Genomic DNA, 16,719 nt, shown 5'->3' with positions numbered 1-16,719 from the left:
CAATATTCTAGCGCAGGTACAATGCGCGCATGAATCGATCTTCCCGCGTCCATGGCCTGGATACTTTGCGCGCGCTGGCCATCATGCTGGTGTTTGCCAACCATTACATGTCCTTCGTCAGCCACGAAGCGAGCTTCGGCTGGTTCAGCGAAATCGGCTGGGCCGGCGTGGATCTGTTCTTCGCGCTTTCCGGCTACCTGATCGGTAACCAGGTGTTTTCCGCCTTGCGCGGTCCAGGCCTGTCGCTGCCGCATTTTTATGCGCGGCGCTTGCTGCGCACCTTGCCGGCTTACCTGGCGGTGCTGGCCTTGTATGCGTATTGGCCGTACTGGGCGGGCAATGCGCCGCACGCGCCGTGGTGGAAGTATTTGACTTTTACGCTGAATATCAACCTGAAGCCGGGGACATTGTTTTCGCACGCCTGGTCGTTGTGCGTGGAGGAGCAGTTCTATCTCCTGTTGCCGCCAATCGCGCTTGCCGTCGCAGCGGTGACGCGCGTGGGCGGCTCGCGCCGCGTTACACTGGCGCTGGGCTGGACAGCGTTATTGTCGGCCATCGCAGCGGGGATGTGGCTGCGCGATAGCTGGTGGCAGCCGGCGATGGACCTGGGCGAACGGGGCAGCCGGGGCTACTACACCTTGATCTACTATTCCACGTTGTCGCGCTTCGACGAACTGCTGGCCGGCGTCGCGCTGGCCATGTTGCGCATCTTCCACCCGAACCTTTGGCAGCGCCTGACAAGGCATGGGAACTGGATGTTGGCGGCCGGTGTGGCATTGACCGCGCTGGCCTTTTGGCTTTTCCTGGAACACCATTTCAGCTGGGGCATGTCGGTATTCGGCTACCCCTTGCTGGGCCTGGCCTTTGCGGCCCTGTTGCTCGCCGCCCTCAGCGAAGGCTCCCTGCTGCACCGCACTCGTATTCCCGGCATGGGCGCGATTGCGCTCTGGTCTTATTCGATCTACCTGACCCACAAGCAGTTGTGCATCCTGCTGGCCGACCACTGGGAACCGGTCGACCTGGACACGATCGCCATCATGATCGCGGCCAGCATTTTTACCGGATGGCTGCTATATTTCGCGGTCGAAGCGCCGTTCATGAAGCTACGCGAGCGCTTCATCCCGAACAACTTCAAACGGAGATCGAATGAAGCAACTGTTGGCAGCGTCCCTGTTACTCCTTAGCGCGCAAGCATTCGCCCAGCCCGCAGCCGGGCCTTTCGCGCGCATGGTCGTGATCCAGCCGAAGCCAGGCCAAAGCGCCGCCTTCGAACAGGGCTACCAGCGTCACCTCGCGTGGCACAAGGGCGTCAGCGACGGCTGGACCTGGCATGGCTGGTCCTTCGTGCTGGGCGACCGGCTTGGCATGTTCATGGACGGCACCTTTGGCCATGCAGCGGCCAACTTTGACGCCGCAGTGCAGCCGGCAGGCGACGCGGCCGACAATGCTGCCAATGTCGTGCCATACGCGGATTTCCTGAGCCACGGCGTATTCCGCCGGCTGGATACGGCCAGCGTCGGCCAGCCGCTGCCGGATGCATCGCCATGGCTGGCGATGGCCACTTACACTGTCGCGCCAGGCGAAGAGACGGCTTTCGAGCGCCAATTGGTCGCGGGCGCCACGGCGCCGGCGAATTCGGGCCGCGCGGCGCCACGGTTCACCTGGTATCGTTTGCAGATCGGGGGCGCCGGCGGCCAATACGTGCTGATGCGCGCCGTGCCAAGCTTTGGCGCGGCAGTGGACTTGCCGGAGGTGTTGCCGCCAGGGGCGAGGGCGCTGGTACGCGGCGTTCGGATGGAGCTGCTGCGCTACCGCGCCGACATGAGCTATTTCCCTAAAGGCTAACTGCGCATTTCGATGACGTTGTCGTTCTGGGCATCCGTCAGGAAGGCAAACAGGGAGCGTACGCGGGCAGGGGCCTCGTAGCCCTCGGTCGCCTCGATGGTGCGGCGCAGGCCAGGCGCGGCTTCGATGGTATGCGGGCTGGCGTAAGCGCGGATCAGCAAGGCAGCCAGTTGGGCCGCCTCGCGCTCATGGTTCTGGCGCAGCCGGCGTTCGATCACATCGATCACCACGCGTTGCATGCGCGGGGTGGGGTTCTCGATATGGGCGAATACCAGCGGCGTATTCGCGATGGCTTCGCAGATGCGGCGTTCGATGTCGTCCGCCTTGGTATCGGAGGGGATGTCGAAATACGCGCCCGCCCACCGGGTACGCGCGTACTGGTGGCCGGCGGGGAAGGAGTCGGCGGTGTCGAAGCCGAGTGCATGACTCAGCTTCTTCACCCAATCAAGGATGACAGAGCTCATGGCGGCCATTGTACCGCCACTGTAGCGCCGCTGCTTATGCGGCCTGCGTTTCCTGATGCGCGCAAAGAGCGCTGGATACTTGCTGGTATACTGCTCGGCCGCCCGCTACCGTAAAAGAAATGAAGTCCAGCCAGCTTGCTCCGCTTAGTCCGCTATGGACCGGCGCCGTCACCGCCATGGCGTCACTCTACGGCCTTTGGCCAGGGATGGACATGTCCCGCGGGCCGGGGCAGCGCGGCGAGATCCTGTTCTTCCTGATGTTCTTCGGGCCAGTCATGTTCTTCGTGGTGATGCTTCCCGCCACGGTGGTGCTCCAAGTGATCTTCCGCCGCATCGAGCCGGTGTACCGGAGCTTTATCGCGCTGGCGCTGGCAGGCTTGTTCCCTGTCGTTGCGGGTGTGCCCGGGGTGTTCGGGCTATTGGTGGTCGCCGTGTTCGGCTGTCTCGCCTGGGCATATGCGCGCAAGGACCAGGCCATTGAGCGCGAGCGCGATGACTTCGCTAGCGAAGAGAAACCGCGTGAAGTCGAGATCGGGTCCAATTTTCTGGCGGCATTCCCGGATCCATTGTGGAGCAGGATGGACCTGGACTCTTGCGAGGCGCTGTGGGCGATTGAGGGTGAGCAGGACGGCGCGCCTTACATGATCATTGAAATAAGCCATGACCCATTCGGCTTGATGGCGAATGAGCACGCGCAGGCGACGACCACCTTCTTTCTTGCCCCCATCCCCGCGTCGATTCCCGGGCGCCAGCTGTCATGGCAACCACCCGGCTACCACGCCTGGGCCGACAGGAAATATGTCTACCTGGCCCTGCCGGGCAAGCAAGCCAAGCCATCCACCTGGCGGGCGACGATTGCCAGCGCCTTCCATACGGTGGGCGCCCTCCGGCAACCTGCCGCCGATGCGCGTTCACGCGCGGGACGGCGTCCCTACAGTGCCGTTGGCGGTGGCTTCACAGTCCAGGTTTTCCGCTGCGCGAAGATGCTGGTCCTGGCGCTTGCGCTGCTGTGGGGCGGGCTTGCGCCGATATTCGGATGGATGGAATTTTCGGCCGAGGCTGTCAAGATGGTCCCGGCCTACCTGCTGGGTAGCCTGTTCTGCTTTGGCGGCGCCTGTTACTTTGCCGCGCGGGCGCGCATCTGCTGGTTGCAACGATAACGGCGTTACAGTGGCGGCAAGTGCACCGTCACTGTAACGCCGTTGCTTATGCCGCTTACGCTGCGTGCGCTTCCTCGCCGAGGCGGCCGGCGCGGAAGTCCTCGACGGCCTGGAAGATCTCGGCCTGCGAGTTCATCACGAATGGGCCGTACTGCACGATCGGCTCATTCAGCGGTTTGCCCGACAACAGGATGAAGCGGCTGTCAGGACCGGCCTTGATGGCCACGCCATCGGCGCCTGCATTGTTGGCCAGGATCGCCATGCTCTGGGCGGGCACCGCCTTGCCATCCACGGTCACCTCACCGCGATAGGTGTAGATGAAGGCGTTATGGCCGGCGCGGATCGCCTGGCTGAAAGCTTCCCCCGCAGGCAGTTCCACGTCGATATACAGCGGTTCCGTCACTTCGCGTTGCACCGCACCCGCCACGCCCTGGCTTTCGCCGGCGATGACACGGACGGTTGCACCGTTTTCGGTCTTCACCAGCGGGATATCGCCGGCTTCAAAGTCCTTGTACCAAGGTTGCTGCATCTTGTCCTTGGCAGGCAGGTTGAGCCACAACTGGAAGCCTTCCATCAAGCCTTCCGCCTGTTCCGGCATTTCGGAGTGGATCACGCCGCGGCCGGCCGTCATCCACTGCACGCCGCCGCTGGCCAGCAGGCCTTCGTTGCCGGCGCTGTCGCGGTGGCGCATGCGGCCGGTCAGCATATAGGTGACCGTTTCAAAGCCGCGGTGCGGGTGGTCGGGGAAGCCGGCGATGTAATCGTTGGCTTGCTCCGAACCGAAATTGTCCAGCATCAGGAACGGGTCCAGGCGACGCTGCAGTGGCTGGGTCAACACGCGGTTGATCTTCACGCCAGCGCCATCCATCACGGCCTGGCCGCGGATAATCCGTTCCACTGTGCGGGTTTCTGCAATGTTGTCCATTCTTTTTCCTTGGTTGGTTAAGCCAGCAGTTCTTCGACGCGTGCATCGGCAGCAGCTTTCTGCTGCGCGGCCACTTCCGGACCATAGCCCTGGCCTTCGATGAACACGTACTCCACGTCGGTCAGGCCAATGAACGCCAGGAACATCTTCAGGTGCGGGAACTGGGTATCAGTTGGCGCATCTTTGTGCATGCCGCCGCGCGAGGTGGCGACATACACCTTCTTACCTTGCAGCAGGCCGAGCGGACCGTTTTCGGTGTACTTGAAGGTGACGCCGGCGCGGGCGATCGCGTCGAACCAGGATTTCAGCTGCACGGTGATGCCGAAGTTGTACATCGGCGCGCCGAGCACGATCACGTCGGCAGCCTGCACCTGGGCGATCAGGGCGTCATCCAGGGCGACGCGGGCAGCTTGTTCGGCGCTGCGCTTGTCGGCTGGGGTGAACAGGGCCTGCAGGGTGGATTCGTCCAGCACCGGGTGCGGGTTGGCGGCCAGGTCGCGCACGTCGACGGTGGCGCCCGAGTTGGCAGCCAGCAGCTTGTTCACGATATTGCTTGCCACGCGGGAGGATTCGGAACCGGAGCTTTTTGCGCTGGAGTTGATTTGCAGGATGTTCATGGTGTGCTTCCTTTCAGTATCTGGTTGGGTGCTGCGTCGATGGAGTAACTATAGTGGTTCCAAATATGAATCAGAAGCCGTTAAAATGGATAACATCGTGCCATCAATGGAACAATCATGAACACTATCGACCCCAGCGACCTGCTGCTATTCGCTCGAATCGTGGAATTTGGCAGCCTGAGCCAGGTCTCGGAGCGCCTGCAATTGCCGAAATCGACGGTTTCGCGCCGCCTGACCCAGCTTGAATCTACCCTGGGCGAACGGTTGTTGACCCGCACCACCCGCAAGCTGGTGCTGACCGAGTTCGGTGCCAGCCTGCTGGAACACGCGCGGCGGGTGGCGGAGGAGACCGAAGCCGCCGGAGCGTTGGCCCAGCATCGGCAGCAAGCGCCGAGCGGCTTGCTGCGGGTATCGATGCCGGCCGATTTCGCCAACGTCTACCTGGCGGGCATCCTGCCGGCGTTCATGGCCAAGTACCCGGCCATCACCCTGGAGCTGGATTTGTCGCCGCGCCGAGTCGACCTGGTGGCGGAGAATTTCGATATCGCGATCCGCATGGGCGCGTTGCCTGACGACGCCACGCTGGCGGCACGCAAGGTGCTGATATCGACCTGGGGCCTGTACGCAGCCCCTTCGTACACCGTGGTGCATGGCCTGCCCGAGCACCCGGACGATTTGTTCAAGCATGGGTTGTTAAGCCTGCGTCGCATGCCGAACGGCCTGGTGCGCTGGCCGCTCACGCGCGGCAAGACCATCTGGGAGCGCGACTTGCCGGTGCGCCTGATGGCGAATTCGCCGGAGCTGCTGACGCGCATGGCTGCCACGGGCATGGGTATCGCCACCTGCACCACGCAATTCGCCGCGCCGCTGGTGGCGCGTGGTGAACTGGTGCGCGTGCTGCCCGATTGGTGCTTCCCGCCGGTCACGGGCTGGGCGGTGTTCCCCGGCCGCCGGCTGATGCCTGCCAAGACACGCGCCTTCCTCGACATGTTGGAAGCAAATTTCGCCAACCAGGAGCAGGGCGGTTCTTCGCCAAATGCCGTGTGAGGTACTTTTGACAATATGGTAACGTTGTGACCTGCAATGAGCGATGTACCCCACATGTCGGTTTATTCACTAAGGGAATTAAATCATGGCAAAAGTAAAGTACCTGCATCAAATGCTAGTCTTGCTTGTGGTATCCGCAGTAATAGGGCTAGGCGCCGCACACGCGAATCCGTTAAGCATGGATGCGTTAATCCCTGGCCAATCCGTGGTGGGGAATACCTTACTGGTAGATGTCACGGGTGTTCAGGATAATGACGAAAGGGGCGCGGTAAGCAATATCGTTCGGGACTTTTACGTGGGTTCCCTGGCTTCAATCACGAGTCTTCAGTGGGATATCAACCTGACGAGTTATGCCGGAAGCTACTTGTCTGAAATGCAGGTAACGTTCAGCGATACCCTGGGCAACGGGATTACTTTTACACCCGGCAATGGAGACGATGTTGACGGTACAGCGGATTACGCTGGATTTCAGGATCTGGGCGACCTGGGCCTGATTTTTCAGGTGGGTGTCGATGGCATCCTGCGCTTGGAGTTTCATGATGGCTACAAGGATTTAGCCTTTGATGAGCCTGAAGGCGTGTGGAACTTCGGTACGCTCAGCTTTGGAATTACCGCCGTGCCCGAGCCGCCGACCTATGCGTTGATACTTGGCGGCTTGCTTTTACTGTCCCTCACAGTCAGGCGGGGCCGACCTGGCCAAAGCGCAGTCGCGCTGGTATTGGCGTCATCTTTTTCTTTCGGTACGGCTTATGCGGAAGCCACCTTCAAACCTGCGCAACCTATTCCGCTTTATTCGTATTACGCAACAGGCGACGTCAATGCCGTGGTATCGGCACCGTCGACCCTTCCTACGCCATCATTCGTGCTAATGGGCGGCGGCCCCGATGTAGATCCTGCCTTTCGTTGGCTGATTCAACGAGCCGGGATCAAACCGGGTAGCGGAGGGCGATTCGTCGTCATCCGCGCAAGCGGGGAGGATGGCTACAATCCGTATATTTTCTACAGTGATGAAGCCTTATCGACTTCCCCGAACATCAGCGATATGTGGGTCGGGGGCGCCTCCCTTGGCCTGACATCTGTGGAAACACTGGTGATTCCGAGCGTAAAGGCGGCCAATAGCGAGGCTGTCAACGCCATTGTATCCAAGGCCAATGTCGTCTTTATCGCAGGCGGCGATCAAAGCCACTACGTCCGTTTTTGGAAAGGTACTTTGCTTGAGCGGACCTTGATCGCTTTAATGAAAAAGAACGTTCCAGTCGGTGGAACAAGCGCGGGCCTGGCAGTACTCGGCCAATTTGACTATTCCGCGCTATATAAATCAGTCACCTCGGAAGCATCGATGCTTGATCCGTATTCCAAGGACATCACATTCGATCCATCGCCTTTAAGCTTGCAGGGCGGCTTTATCGCGCCACCCGCATTGGATAGTTTGATTTTCGATTCGCACTTCGACAGCCGCGATCGCATGGGGCGCTTCATTGCCTTTATCTCCCGGATCGTCGCGCCCACCATCACGCCGAATGGAAGCTTGGGATGCAGCGGCGGCGTCCTCCCTGCGTCCTCGAGTGGAAGCAAGACCGCGCGCGGGATCGGTATCAGCGTCGAGACCGCATTGCTGGTCCAGGGAAATGGCGAGGGCAATCCGGTCACGGCAAGACGGGTGAGCAATGCTTCCAGCACGACCGAAAGCGCGGTCTATTTTGTCCGCCCCTCAATCGCGCCAAGTATATGCAGCCCTAAAACGCCGCTGACGATCTCCAGCGTTGAAGTCAGAAAGCTGGCCGACTCACAGACTGTGTTTAATCTTAGCGACTGGACCGGGGTGCCACTGTACGAACACCTGGATGTCTCTTCTGGCCAGTTATTGCCTGCAGACTGGTATTAGAAGGGCGCGGCAAGCGCCGGCAGGCTTACTTCAGGTTGGCCATCAGTTCGCCCAGGCGGACTGGGCCGGCGGGTTGCCATTGGTCGTTGAAGTGCAGGGTGTCCTTCGGGAACAGCATGACAACGGTTGAGCCGAGCAGGAAGCGGCCCATCTCTTCGCCTTTCTTGAAGACGTACTCGTTCTTTTTGTACGTCCACTCGGTGACCTTCGGCAGGCGCGGCGGGTTGACGACGCCGTGCCAGGTGGTAGCCATGCTGCCGACGATGGTGGCGCCGACCAGCACCATCACGAACGGGCCGAAGGCGGTGTCGAACTCGCATACCACGCGTTCATTGCGTGCGAACAGGCCCGGCACGCCGCGTGCCGTGGTCGGGTTGACCGAGAACAGTTCGCCCGGCACGTAGATCATGCGCTTCAGCGTGGCATTGCACGGCATGTGGATGCGGTGGTAGTCGCGTGGGCTGAGGTAGAGGTTGGCGAAGCTGCCGTGTTCGAAATGTTTGGCAAGCGTCGCATCGCCGCCGACCAGGGCGGTGGTGCTGAACTTGTGGCCCTTGGCCTGGAAGATCTGGTCGCCTTCAATCGCGCCGAACTGGGAAATGCGGCCATCGACCGGGCACACGAAGTCGGCCTTGGCCAGTGGGCGGGCGCCCGGCTTCAGCGCGCGGGTGAAGAATTCGTTGAAGCTGTGGTAGCTGGCGATGTCCGAGTTGGCCGCCTCGTCCATGTTGACGTCGTACTTGGTCACGAACCAGCGGATCAGGCGGGTCGTCATGTCGCCCGCTTTGGCGCCTGCCACGCGGCCGGCGAAATTGGTCAGGGCGCCTTTCGGGAGCAGGTATTGCGGCAATACGGCAAGTCGGGACACGGTCGGCATTCCAAAGATTTGAAGATCCCGAATTATATCCTTGCTACCGCCTGCACCATAGAGTACAGTTGCGGCCAAGAATTATTTACATTTTTTGCAATAATGATTCGCCTGACACTCGCAGCAAGCGCCATCCTCGCCGCCACCCAGGCCATGGCAGATGAACAGAAGCAGGAACCGGTCCAGAAAGTCGAAATCAAGGGTACGGCCGAGGCCTATAACCCCCGTAAAGACGACACCGCCAGCAAGATCATCGTCAGCAGCGATGAGCTGAAGCGCTACGGCGACACCTCGATCGGCGACGCGCTGAAGCGCGTGCCGGGCGTCTCGGTCGGCGCCGGCGGGCGCGACATCCGCATGCGCGGCCTTGGCAGCGGCTATACGCAGATCCTGCTGAATGGCGAACGCGTGCCGCCCGGTTTCAATATAGAGACGCTGGCGCCGGACAGCATCGAGCGTATCGAAGTGATCCGCGCGGCCAGCGCGGAGTTCAGTACCCAATCGATCGCCGGCACCATCAATATCGTGTTGAAGAAGGCGGTCAAGACGGCGCAGCGCGAGCTGAAGTTCGGCGTCAGCCACAGCAAGGAGGCCACCAATCCGAACGGGAACCTGGTCTTGTCGGATAAGGATGGCAATTTCTCCTACTCGGTCAACCTGGGCGGTGGCCGCTACCAGTTCGACCGCAACAGCGTCAGCGACGAAGACTTGATCGACCTGACCGGCAAACCGCAGATGGGTCGCCGCATGCTGACGCATGATCGCGGGCACGCGCGCGGCCTGGAACTGTCGCCGCGCCTGAACTGGAACCTGCAGAATGGCGACACGCTGACCTCGCAGTCCTTCATCAATCGCAATATTTTCAAGAGCGCGATCGATCGCGGCTACGAAGTCGATGTCGGCGCTGCGCCGTTCTTCGACGCCGTGCATATCAGGAACGAGAACAAGAACCTGTTCGCGCGTTCGGACTTGAACTGGGTGCACAAGTTCGGGGAAGGCGCCAAGCTGGATGCCAAGATCGGCGGCCACCGCATGCGTACCAATGGCAGGTGGTACGAGTCCGATGCACACGACAATGCCCCCCACTTGCAGCACGATGTATTCAGCGGCGTGCGCGAGTGGGGTGTCAGCAGCACCGGCAAGTATTCGACGCCGATCGGGACTGACCACGCCCTGGCAGCGGGCTGGGAAGCCGGCTACACCGACCGTGACGACTGGCGCAAGCAACGCGACCTGTTCAGCGCCGACGGTGCGCGCGACGACAGGGACGAGGGTTACCATGCCACCCTGCGCCGCGTGGCCGCCTACGCGCAGGACGAATGGAACATCAGCAAGGCATGGTCGGTCTATGCCGGCTTGCGCTGGGAGGGCATACATACGCAAAGCTCCGGCGCAGGCTTTGACCAGGTCAGCAATCGCAGCAGCGTGTGGAGCCCGCTGGCACAAACCCTGTACAAGCTCCCCAATGGCAAGGACCAGGTGCGAGCCGCGCTGACCCGCACGTACAAGGCGCCGCAGGCGTCCACGCTGTCGGGCCGGCGCTTCACTTCCACCAACAACAGCCAGATCGAAACCGACTGGATCGGCAATCCTCAACTGAAACCGGAACTGGCGACCGGGATCGACGCCTCGTATGAGCATTACTGGGCCGAGGGCGCGCTGTTCAGCGTGGCCGCAGCAGCCCGCCGCATCAACAATTTCACGCGCCGCAGCGTGTTCCTCGACGATACGGGCCGCTGGGTAGCGACGATGACCAACAATGGCCGGGCCGACGTGCGCAGCGTGGACGTGGAACTGAAATTCCCCATGAAGGCGGTGATGGACAAGGCGCCGGCGTTGGACGTGCGTGCCAGCGTCAGCCGAAACTGGTCGCGCGTCGATTCGGTGCCGGGACCGCGCAATACCCTGGACCAGCAAGTGCCGTTGACGGCCATTTTCGGCCTCGATTACAAAACGCCGGACGGTAGCTGGAGCATGGGCGGCAGTTTTAACCTGCGCACCAATGGTGAGGTGCGAGTGGAAGAGAATCGATATAGCTGGGCCACAGTTTCACGCCAACTGGATGCATACATGGCCTGGAAACTCGATAGCAAGACCCAGTTGCGTTTCTCCGCTTGGAATTTGCTGAAACAGGATTACCGGTCGAAGACTATCTACACGACGAATAATGGATCGCTTACCTCTGAGCAGACCAGTTTCGGCGTGCGAAATATACGCCTGCAGCTTGAGGCGCGCTTCTGAAAGTAAATACTCCCGCTATACCGGGATTTAATAGAAATGAAATAACAAGCGCCGCCTGTCAAATGTGTGGCGCTTTTTTTTTAATATGGTTAAATTGTGTAGATAAAATCATCGTAACTATGGTACATTGCAGGCAAGAAATCTCACACATTGTCACACTTTGATTTTTCATACACTTAGGGTAAAGAAAGATGACCACCTACCAAGAATACCAAGCAAAAATTGCCGAACTGCAAAATCTGGCTGCTGATGCGCGCAAAGCCGAAATGCAAAAGGCAAAAGAACAGATCTGGTCCATCATGCGTGAATATGACCTGTCTCCAGCTGATCTCGGTCCAGCGGCCAAGAGCAATAAGCCGGTCAAACCGCGCGCCCGCGTGCCGATGAAATACCAGGACCCGGTATCGGGCTCCCAATGGACTGGCCGTGGCCGTGCGCCGAAATGGCTGGAAGGCAAGAAGAAGGAAGACTTCCTGATTAAATAAGCCGTTCACGGCGAGAGGGGCGGATTAATATCCGCCCCTTTTCTTTTTTAGGGCGAGATTATGTCGAGCCTGGCTTTGCGGCCGCTGTTGGCTGTGCGACATGTGCAGGCGCAGCTTCAATCCGGCTTTAACACTTTGCGCGACCTGGGCTCGGAAGGCGCAGGTTAAGCCGACGTGTCGGTGATGAAAGGCGGCATGGCCTATCGAAACGTGCGATGATGAAGTATGTCTGCGATCCCCTTATTCCCATTGCATACGGTGCTATATCCGGATGGGTACCTGCCGTTGCAGATCTTCGAGGTGCGCTACCTCGACATGGTGAAGCGTTGCATCGAACATAAGGAAGATTTCGGTGTCGTCGCACTGGTGCAGGGCGACGAAGTACGCAAGCCGGACCAGCACGAAACCCTGTGCGCGGTCGGCACCATGGCGCATATCGGCGAATGGAAAGCCATTTTGCCGGGCCTGATGCAAGTGCGCTGCAGCGGGCGCCGGCGCTTCCGCATCGTCACCGCCGAACAGCTCAAGCATGGCTTGTGGATGGCGGACGTGTCGCCGATCGAGGACGACATGACGGTGCCGGTTCCATCCGACCAGCAGGATGTGGCAGACAGCCTCGGCATCCTGATCCAGACTTTGCAGGAACGCGGCATCCCCACCGGGCAGATGCCGATGCAGGCGCCATACCGCCTGCAGGAGGCGGGCTGGGTGGCGAATCGCTGGTGCGAGTTGCTGCGCTTGTCGCTGGCGCAGAAGCAGCTCTTGCTGGCGCAGGAGAATCCGGTACTGCGGCTGGAACTGGTGCAGGATGTGATGGTTGAACATGGCCTACTGAATTAGGCCATCGCTGGCTCTATGCGCGTTCCGACGCCCCGCGTTACACTGCGGGCATGTACCTTCCTACTGCTTTCGCTGAAGACCGGCTCGAGGTCAAACATGGCTTGATCCAGGCGTATCCGCTCGGGACGCTGGTCATTCCCGGCGCCGCACCGACTGCGGACCTGGTGCCGTTTGCGCTTTATCCCGACGAGGGGGAGGCGGGGCTCGGTGTGCTGCGGGCGCATATCGCGCGGGCCAATCCGGCCTGGCGGTCGCTGGCCGCGGGCGGCATGGAGTGCCTGGTGGTGTTCCAGGGGCCGGAGGCGTACATCAGCCCTTCATGGTATCCATCGAAGACGACTTCGCATAAAGTGGTGCCGACCTGGAATTATGCGATGGTGCAGGTGCGCGGTGCCGCGCGCGTCGTTGAAGATGCCGCCTGGTTGCGACGCCAGCTCGGCGACCTGACGACCATGCAGGAGCATGGCTTGCCCGAGCCCTGGGCGGTGTCCGATGCGCCGCCTGATTTCGTCGAGGGTTTGCTGAAGGCGATTGTCGGCATCGAGATCCCGATTGCGTCCATCGTCGGCAAATGGAAAGTGAGCCAGAATCGCAGCAGCGCGGATGCGGAGGGTGTCGCGGCTGGCCTACGCTCGCGCGCCGCGCCGATGGCGGCGCTGGTGGCGGAGCGCATCGAGCCCGAGGTCAAGCCGGGCTGAGTTCTTCTTCCTGGGCATGGACGTGCATCGACCATGTCACGCCGGCGACCAGTAGGACGATGGCGGCGATCTCCAGTGGACGCGGCAATTGCTGCTTGTAGATAAAGCCGTACATCAGCGCGAACAGGGTTTCGAACAGGATCAACTGGCCGGACAAGGTGATCGGCACGCGGCGGCTGGCGATATTCCACAAATGATTGCCGATCACCGAGGCGCCAAGGGCCAGCAAGCTATTGCAGATCCAGAACAGGGTCCAGTCGCGCCCCGATGCGATGCCGGCGGCGCCGGTCACGTCGCCGTGGAAGATGGCGAACGCGATCCCGCCCACCACCAGTGCAATCAGCCCGGTCGACAGGCCATACAATGCCGACCATTCAGCGCTGCTGTAATGCGGATTGCGCTTCAGGTAGCGCGCGTTATCCAGCGTGTACCAGCTCCAGCACAGCAAGGCGCCAGTCGCGCAAGCGACGCCGGTCACAGTGTTGAGCATGGACACGCCGGCAGCGGCGGCATGCTGGAACACGTCGATATTGATGCAGGCGATGCCGGCGGCAGTCACCAGTAAAGGCATGGCCAGTTGGCGCAGCGGCACCGCGCCGTGGTCGTTACGCCCCATCAGGGTGACGGCAATCGGCAGCACGCCGATGATCAGGGAAGTCGGTGCCACGCCGGCCAGCTTCACGCCCAGCGCCAGGAACATGTAGTAAACCAGGTTGCCTGCCAGGGCGTGCCGCAGCAGCGCGAAATAATCGTCGCGCTCCAGGCGGTCGACCAGATTGCGCAGGCGTGGCAGCATCAGAACCAAGGCGATCGCGCCATAAGCGACATAACGGCCGACCGCCATTTCCAGCGGCGTAAAGGCCGACAGCAATTCCGGCACGATGAACACCATGCCCCACATCGCGCCCGCCAGCAGGCCGCACACTACGCCAGTCCACATGCAATATTTCCCTATTTAAACCTGCGACAGTGTCGCACAGCTTGCGATATCTTGCCGAACATGGACAAGAGCTTGATCGCCGCGCTGCAGCGCGAGGCGCGGCCATTGGAAACGGCGGAGGACCTGGACTACCTGCTCGACTGCATCGGCGACGCAACGCTGGTGCTGCTGGGCGAGGCCACCCACGGTACCCATGAGTTCTACCGCCTGCGCGCCGACATCAGCAAACGGCTGATCGTCGACAAGGGTTTCGACGCCATCGCAGTCGAAGCCGACTGGCCGGACGCCCTGCGCGTCAGCCGCTACGTGCAGCACCATGGCGACGACATGAGCGCCGACCAGGCGCTGTCGGGGTTCAAGCGCTTCCCGCAATGGATGTGGCGCAACCACGAGATCGTGGACCTGGTGAACTGGCTGCGCGTGCACAACCAGCATGTCGCCAGCCCGGCCCGCCGCTGCGGCTTCTACGGCCTGGATCTGTACAGCCTGCAGCAATCGATGCACGCGGTGATCGACTACCTGGACCAGGCCGACCCGGAAGCCGCAGCCCGCGCGCGCCAGCGCTACGCCTGCATCGACCACTTTGCGGAAGACCCGCAGCGCTACGGCTACGCCACCAGCTTCGGCATGAAGCCCGACTGCGAAGCCGAAGTGTTGCGCCAACTGCTGGAGATGAACCGCGTCGCCAACGAACACCTGCGCGCCGGCACGCTGGCGGACGAATTCTTCTACGCCCAGCAGAACGCGCGCGTGACCCGCAATGCGGAGGTGTACTACCGCGCCATGTTCAAGGGCCGCGACGAATCATGGAATGTGCGTGATTCGCATATGGCGGAAACGCTGCAATCCCTGCGCGAACATCTGGGTCAAGCGATAGGCAGGCCGGCGCGCATCGTGGTGTGGGCACATAACTCGCACCTGGGCGATGCGCGCCACACCGAAATGGGTAAGCACGGCCAGTTGAACCTTGGCCAGCTGGTGCGCGAACGTTACCGGCCGCAGGACAGCTTCCTGCTTGGCTTCACCACCCATGCGGGCAGCGTGACGGCGGCCAGCGACTGGGATGGCCCGGCCGAATTGAAATCCATCGTGCCGTCCCGGCCCGACAGCGTCGAGCGTGTGCTGCACGAGGTGGGCATGCCGGCCTTCCTGCTGCCGCTGCGCGGCCGCAGCAGCACCCTGGCGCGGGCGCACGGGAGTTTGCTGGAAAGAGCGATTGGCGTGATCTACCGGCCCGATACGGAGCGCATGAGCCATTACTTTTTTGCCGATGCGGAACAGCAGTTCGATGCGCTGATCCACATCGACCGCAGCACGGCACTCAGGCCGCTGGAACGTTCAGCCCTGTGGCCCCACGAAGAGCCCGCCGAGACTTATCCATCCGGCTTGTAGCGCGACGAGGGCCGCCAGGTTTAGCGCCACGGTGAACCAGAACTTGACTAGAAAAGAGGTCTTGGACGACTTGTGGCGCAACAGCTGCTGCGCCGCGAAGCCGCCGGGCCAGCCGCCGGCCAGCCCAAGGATGAGCAGTGTGCGCTCGGGAGTGCGGCGACGGCCCTGGCGGGCAGCCGACTTGTCGAGCGCATAGGCGATAAAGCATGCCGCGCTGGCGATTGCATACAGCGCGGCCGTGAACAGCATCAGAAGTAATTCAGGCCCAGGGCGGCCTTGACTTCATCGGTGGTGCGGGCAGCCACCTCGCGGGCGCGCATGGTGCCTTCCTTCAGCACCTGCATGATGTAGCCCTTGTCCTTGGCCAGTTCTTCGCGGCGGGCGCGGATCGGAGCCAGCATGTCCTGCAGCACGGCTTCCAGACGCTTCTTGACGATGGAGTCGCCCAGGCCGCCACGCACGTAATGGTCTTTCATCTCCTGCAGGCTGGCCTTTTCGGTATCGAAGGCATCCAGGTAGATGAAGGCGACGTTGCCTTCCAGGTGGCCAGGATCGGCGACTTTCAGGTGCAGCGGGTCGGTGTAGACCATTTTCACGGCCGCGGTGATTTCGGCAGCGCTGGCGCCCAGGTTGATCACGTTACCCAGGGACTTGGACATTTTCGCCTTGCCGTCGATGCCCGGCAGGCGGCCCACCTCCGGCACTACGGCCTTGCACTCGACCAGGATTTCCTTGTTGGCCAGGCGGTTGAACTTGCGCACGATCTCGTTGGTCTGCTCGATCATCGGGATCTGGTCTTCGCCGACCGGCACAACGGTAGCCTTGAAAGCCGAAATATCGGCAGCCTGCGAAGCAGGGTAGGTCAGGAAACCCGCCGGGATGTCGCGCTCAAAGCCGCGCAGCACGATTTCCTGCTTCACGGTCGGGTTACGTTCCAGGCGGGCCACGGTGACCATGTTCAGGTAATAGAAGGTCAGCTCGGCCAGTTCCGGGATCTGCGACTGGATCAGGATGGTCGATTTGGCCGGATCGATGCCGCAAGCCATATAGTCCAACGCCACTTCCACCACGTTACGGTGCACCTTGTTGGTGTCTTCCATATTGTCGGTCAGCGCCTGCGAGTCGGCCAGCATGATGAACTGCTGGTAGTCATCCTGATAGGAGACGCGATTGCGCAGGCTGCCCACGAAGTGGCCGAGGTGCAGCGGACCGGTCGGACGGTCGCCGGTCAGGATAATCGGTTTGGCGGTGGATGCTGGCTGGCTCATAGGGTTCTTTCTGCTTGCCCCTACCGATTGCGCCAAGAAAAACG

General features: G+C 61.2%; 17 protein-coding genes. 10 read left to right on the top strand and 7 right to left on the bottom strand.

The window, feature by feature from the left end; all coding sequences use genetic code 11:
• Positions 1-29 precede the first annotated feature (29 nt).
• The gene (locus BM269_RS22335) at positions 30-1,184 is read left to right on the top strand and encodes an acyltransferase family protein (protein WP_090442342.1); all 1,155 of its coding nucleotides are present in this window, start codon (positions 30-32) and stop codon (positions 1,182-1,184) included.
• Positions 1,147-1,845 (top strand): hypothetical protein, encoded by a 699-nt coding sequence (locus BM269_RS29525; RefSeq protein WP_090442339.1) that lies wholly within the window; start codon positions 1,147-1,149, stop codon positions 1,843-1,845. Before BM269_RS22335 ends, BM269_RS29525 begins: the two co-directional genes overlap by 38 nt.
• Here the strand turns inward: BM269_RS29525 and BM269_RS22325 are convergent.
• Positions 1,842-2,309 (bottom strand): hypothetical protein, encoded by a 468-nt coding sequence (locus BM269_RS22325; protein WP_090442434.1) that lies wholly within the window; start codon positions 2,307-2,309, stop codon positions 1,842-1,844. The genes BM269_RS29525 and BM269_RS22325 overlap by 4 nt on opposite strands.
• Positions 2,310-2,428: 119 nt before the next feature.
• Between BM269_RS22325 and BM269_RS22320 the strand changes: the two genes are divergently transcribed.
• Positions 2,429-3,469 (top strand): hypothetical protein, encoded by a 1,041-nt coding sequence (locus tag BM269_RS22320; protein WP_139232830.1) that lies wholly within the window; start codon positions 2,429-2,431, stop codon positions 3,467-3,469.
• 55 nt (positions 3,470-3,524) lie between these two features.
• On the opposite strand, the gene BM269_RS22315 is transcribed toward BM269_RS22320, so the two are convergent.
• Both BM269_RS22315 and BM269_RS22310 read right to left on the bottom strand, forming a co-directional pair.
• Positions 3,525-4,394 carry a pirin family protein gene (locus BM269_RS22315; RefSeq protein WP_090442334.1) on the bottom strand — a complete coding sequence of 290 codons (870 nt, stop codon included), beginning with the start codon at positions 4,392-4,394 and terminating at the stop codon, positions 3,525-3,527.
• A gap of 17 nt (positions 4,395-4,411) precedes the next feature.
• Complete coding sequence (locus BM269_RS22310; RefSeq protein WP_090442331.1) at positions 4,412-5,011, bottom strand: FMN-dependent NADH-azoreductase; 600 nt, start codon at positions 5,009-5,011, stop codon at positions 4,412-4,414.
• 117 nt (positions 5,012-5,128) lie between these two features.
• On the opposite strand from BM269_RS22310, the gene BM269_RS22305 reads away from it, so the two are divergent.
• Both BM269_RS22305 and BM269_RS22300 read left to right on the top strand, forming a co-directional pair.
• Positions 5,129-6,058: a LysR family transcriptional regulator gene (locus tag BM269_RS22305; protein ID WP_090442328.1), complete on the top strand. Its 930-nt coding sequence runs from the start codon at positions 5,129-5,131 to the stop codon at positions 6,056-6,058.
• 85 nt (positions 6,059-6,143) lie between these two features.
• Positions 6,144-7,943, top strand: a complete 1,800-nt coding sequence (locus BM269_RS22300; protein ID WP_090442326.1) for a cyanophycinase — start codon at positions 6,144-6,146, stop codon at positions 7,941-7,943.
• A gap of 25 nt (positions 7,944-7,968) precedes the next feature.
• On the opposite strand, the gene asd is transcribed toward BM269_RS22300, so the two are convergent.
• The gene (gene asd, locus BM269_RS22295; RefSeq protein WP_090442323.1) at positions 7,969-8,820 is read right to left on the bottom strand and encodes an archaetidylserine decarboxylase; all 852 of its coding nucleotides are present in this window, start codon (positions 8,818-8,820) and stop codon (positions 7,969-7,971) included.
• A 93-nt stretch (positions 8,821-8,913) separates the two neighbouring features.
• Here asd and BM269_RS22290 point away from each other — a divergent pair, with 93 nt between their 5' ends.
• From BM269_RS22290 to BM269_RS22275, 4 genes are all read left to right on the top strand, one after another.
• Positions 8,914-11,052, top strand: coding sequence for a TonB-dependent receptor plug domain-containing protein (locus tag BM269_RS22290; protein WP_090442320.1), 2,139 nt, complete (start codon positions 8,914-8,916; stop codon positions 11,050-11,052).
• Between the two features lie 191 nt (positions 11,053-11,243).
• Entirely contained in the window at positions 11,244-11,537 is a 294-nt protein-coding gene (locus BM269_RS22285; protein ID WP_090442317.1) for an H-NS histone family protein, read from the top strand.
• A gap of 225 nt (positions 11,538-11,762) precedes the next feature.
• Positions 11,763-12,377, top strand: coding sequence for an LON peptidase substrate-binding domain-containing protein (locus tag BM269_RS22280; protein ID WP_090442314.1), 615 nt, complete (start codon positions 11,763-11,765; stop codon positions 12,375-12,377).
• A 50-nt stretch (positions 12,378-12,427) separates the two neighbouring features.
• Positions 12,428-13,075, top strand: coding sequence for an FMN-binding negative transcriptional regulator (locus tag BM269_RS22275; RefSeq protein WP_090442311.1), 648 nt, complete (start codon positions 12,428-12,430; stop codon positions 13,073-13,075).
• Here BM269_RS22275 and BM269_RS22270 read toward each other — a convergent pair.
• On the bottom strand, positions 13,062-14,015 hold the full coding sequence (locus BM269_RS22270) for a DMT family transporter (protein ID WP_090442308.1): 954 nt from the start codon (positions 14,013-14,015) through the stop codon (positions 13,062-13,064). The genes BM269_RS22275 and BM269_RS22270 overlap by 14 nt on opposite strands.
• A gap of 60 nt (positions 14,016-14,075) precedes the next feature.
• Between BM269_RS22270 and BM269_RS22265 the strand changes: the two genes are divergently transcribed.
• Entirely contained in the window at positions 14,076-15,407 is a 1,332-nt protein-coding gene (locus tag BM269_RS22265; RefSeq protein WP_090442305.1) for an erythromycin esterase family protein, read from the top strand.
• Here BM269_RS22265 and BM269_RS22260 read toward each other — a convergent pair.
• Positions 15,354-15,656 (bottom strand): DUF1294 domain-containing protein, encoded by a 303-nt coding sequence (locus tag BM269_RS22260; RefSeq protein ID WP_090442302.1) that lies wholly within the window; start codon positions 15,654-15,656, stop codon positions 15,354-15,356. The genes BM269_RS22265 and BM269_RS22260 overlap by 54 nt on opposite strands.
• A complete protein-coding gene (trpS, locus tag BM269_RS22255) occupies positions 15,656-16,675 on the bottom strand; it encodes a tryptophan--tRNA ligase (RefSeq protein ID WP_090442299.1) in 1,020 nt (339 codons plus the stop codon). The genes BM269_RS22260 and trpS overlap by 1 nt, the downstream gene beginning before the upstream one ends.
• Positions 16,676-16,719: the final 44 nt, after the last annotated feature.

This window comes from Duganella sp. CF458 (genome assembly GCF_900113115.1).
Classification (GTDB): Bacteria; Pseudomonadota; Gammaproteobacteria; order Burkholderiales; family Burkholderiaceae_D; genus Rugamonas.
The sequence above is the reverse complement of the archived record's forward strand: the minus strand, read 5'-3'. Positions and strand labels throughout refer to the sequence as shown.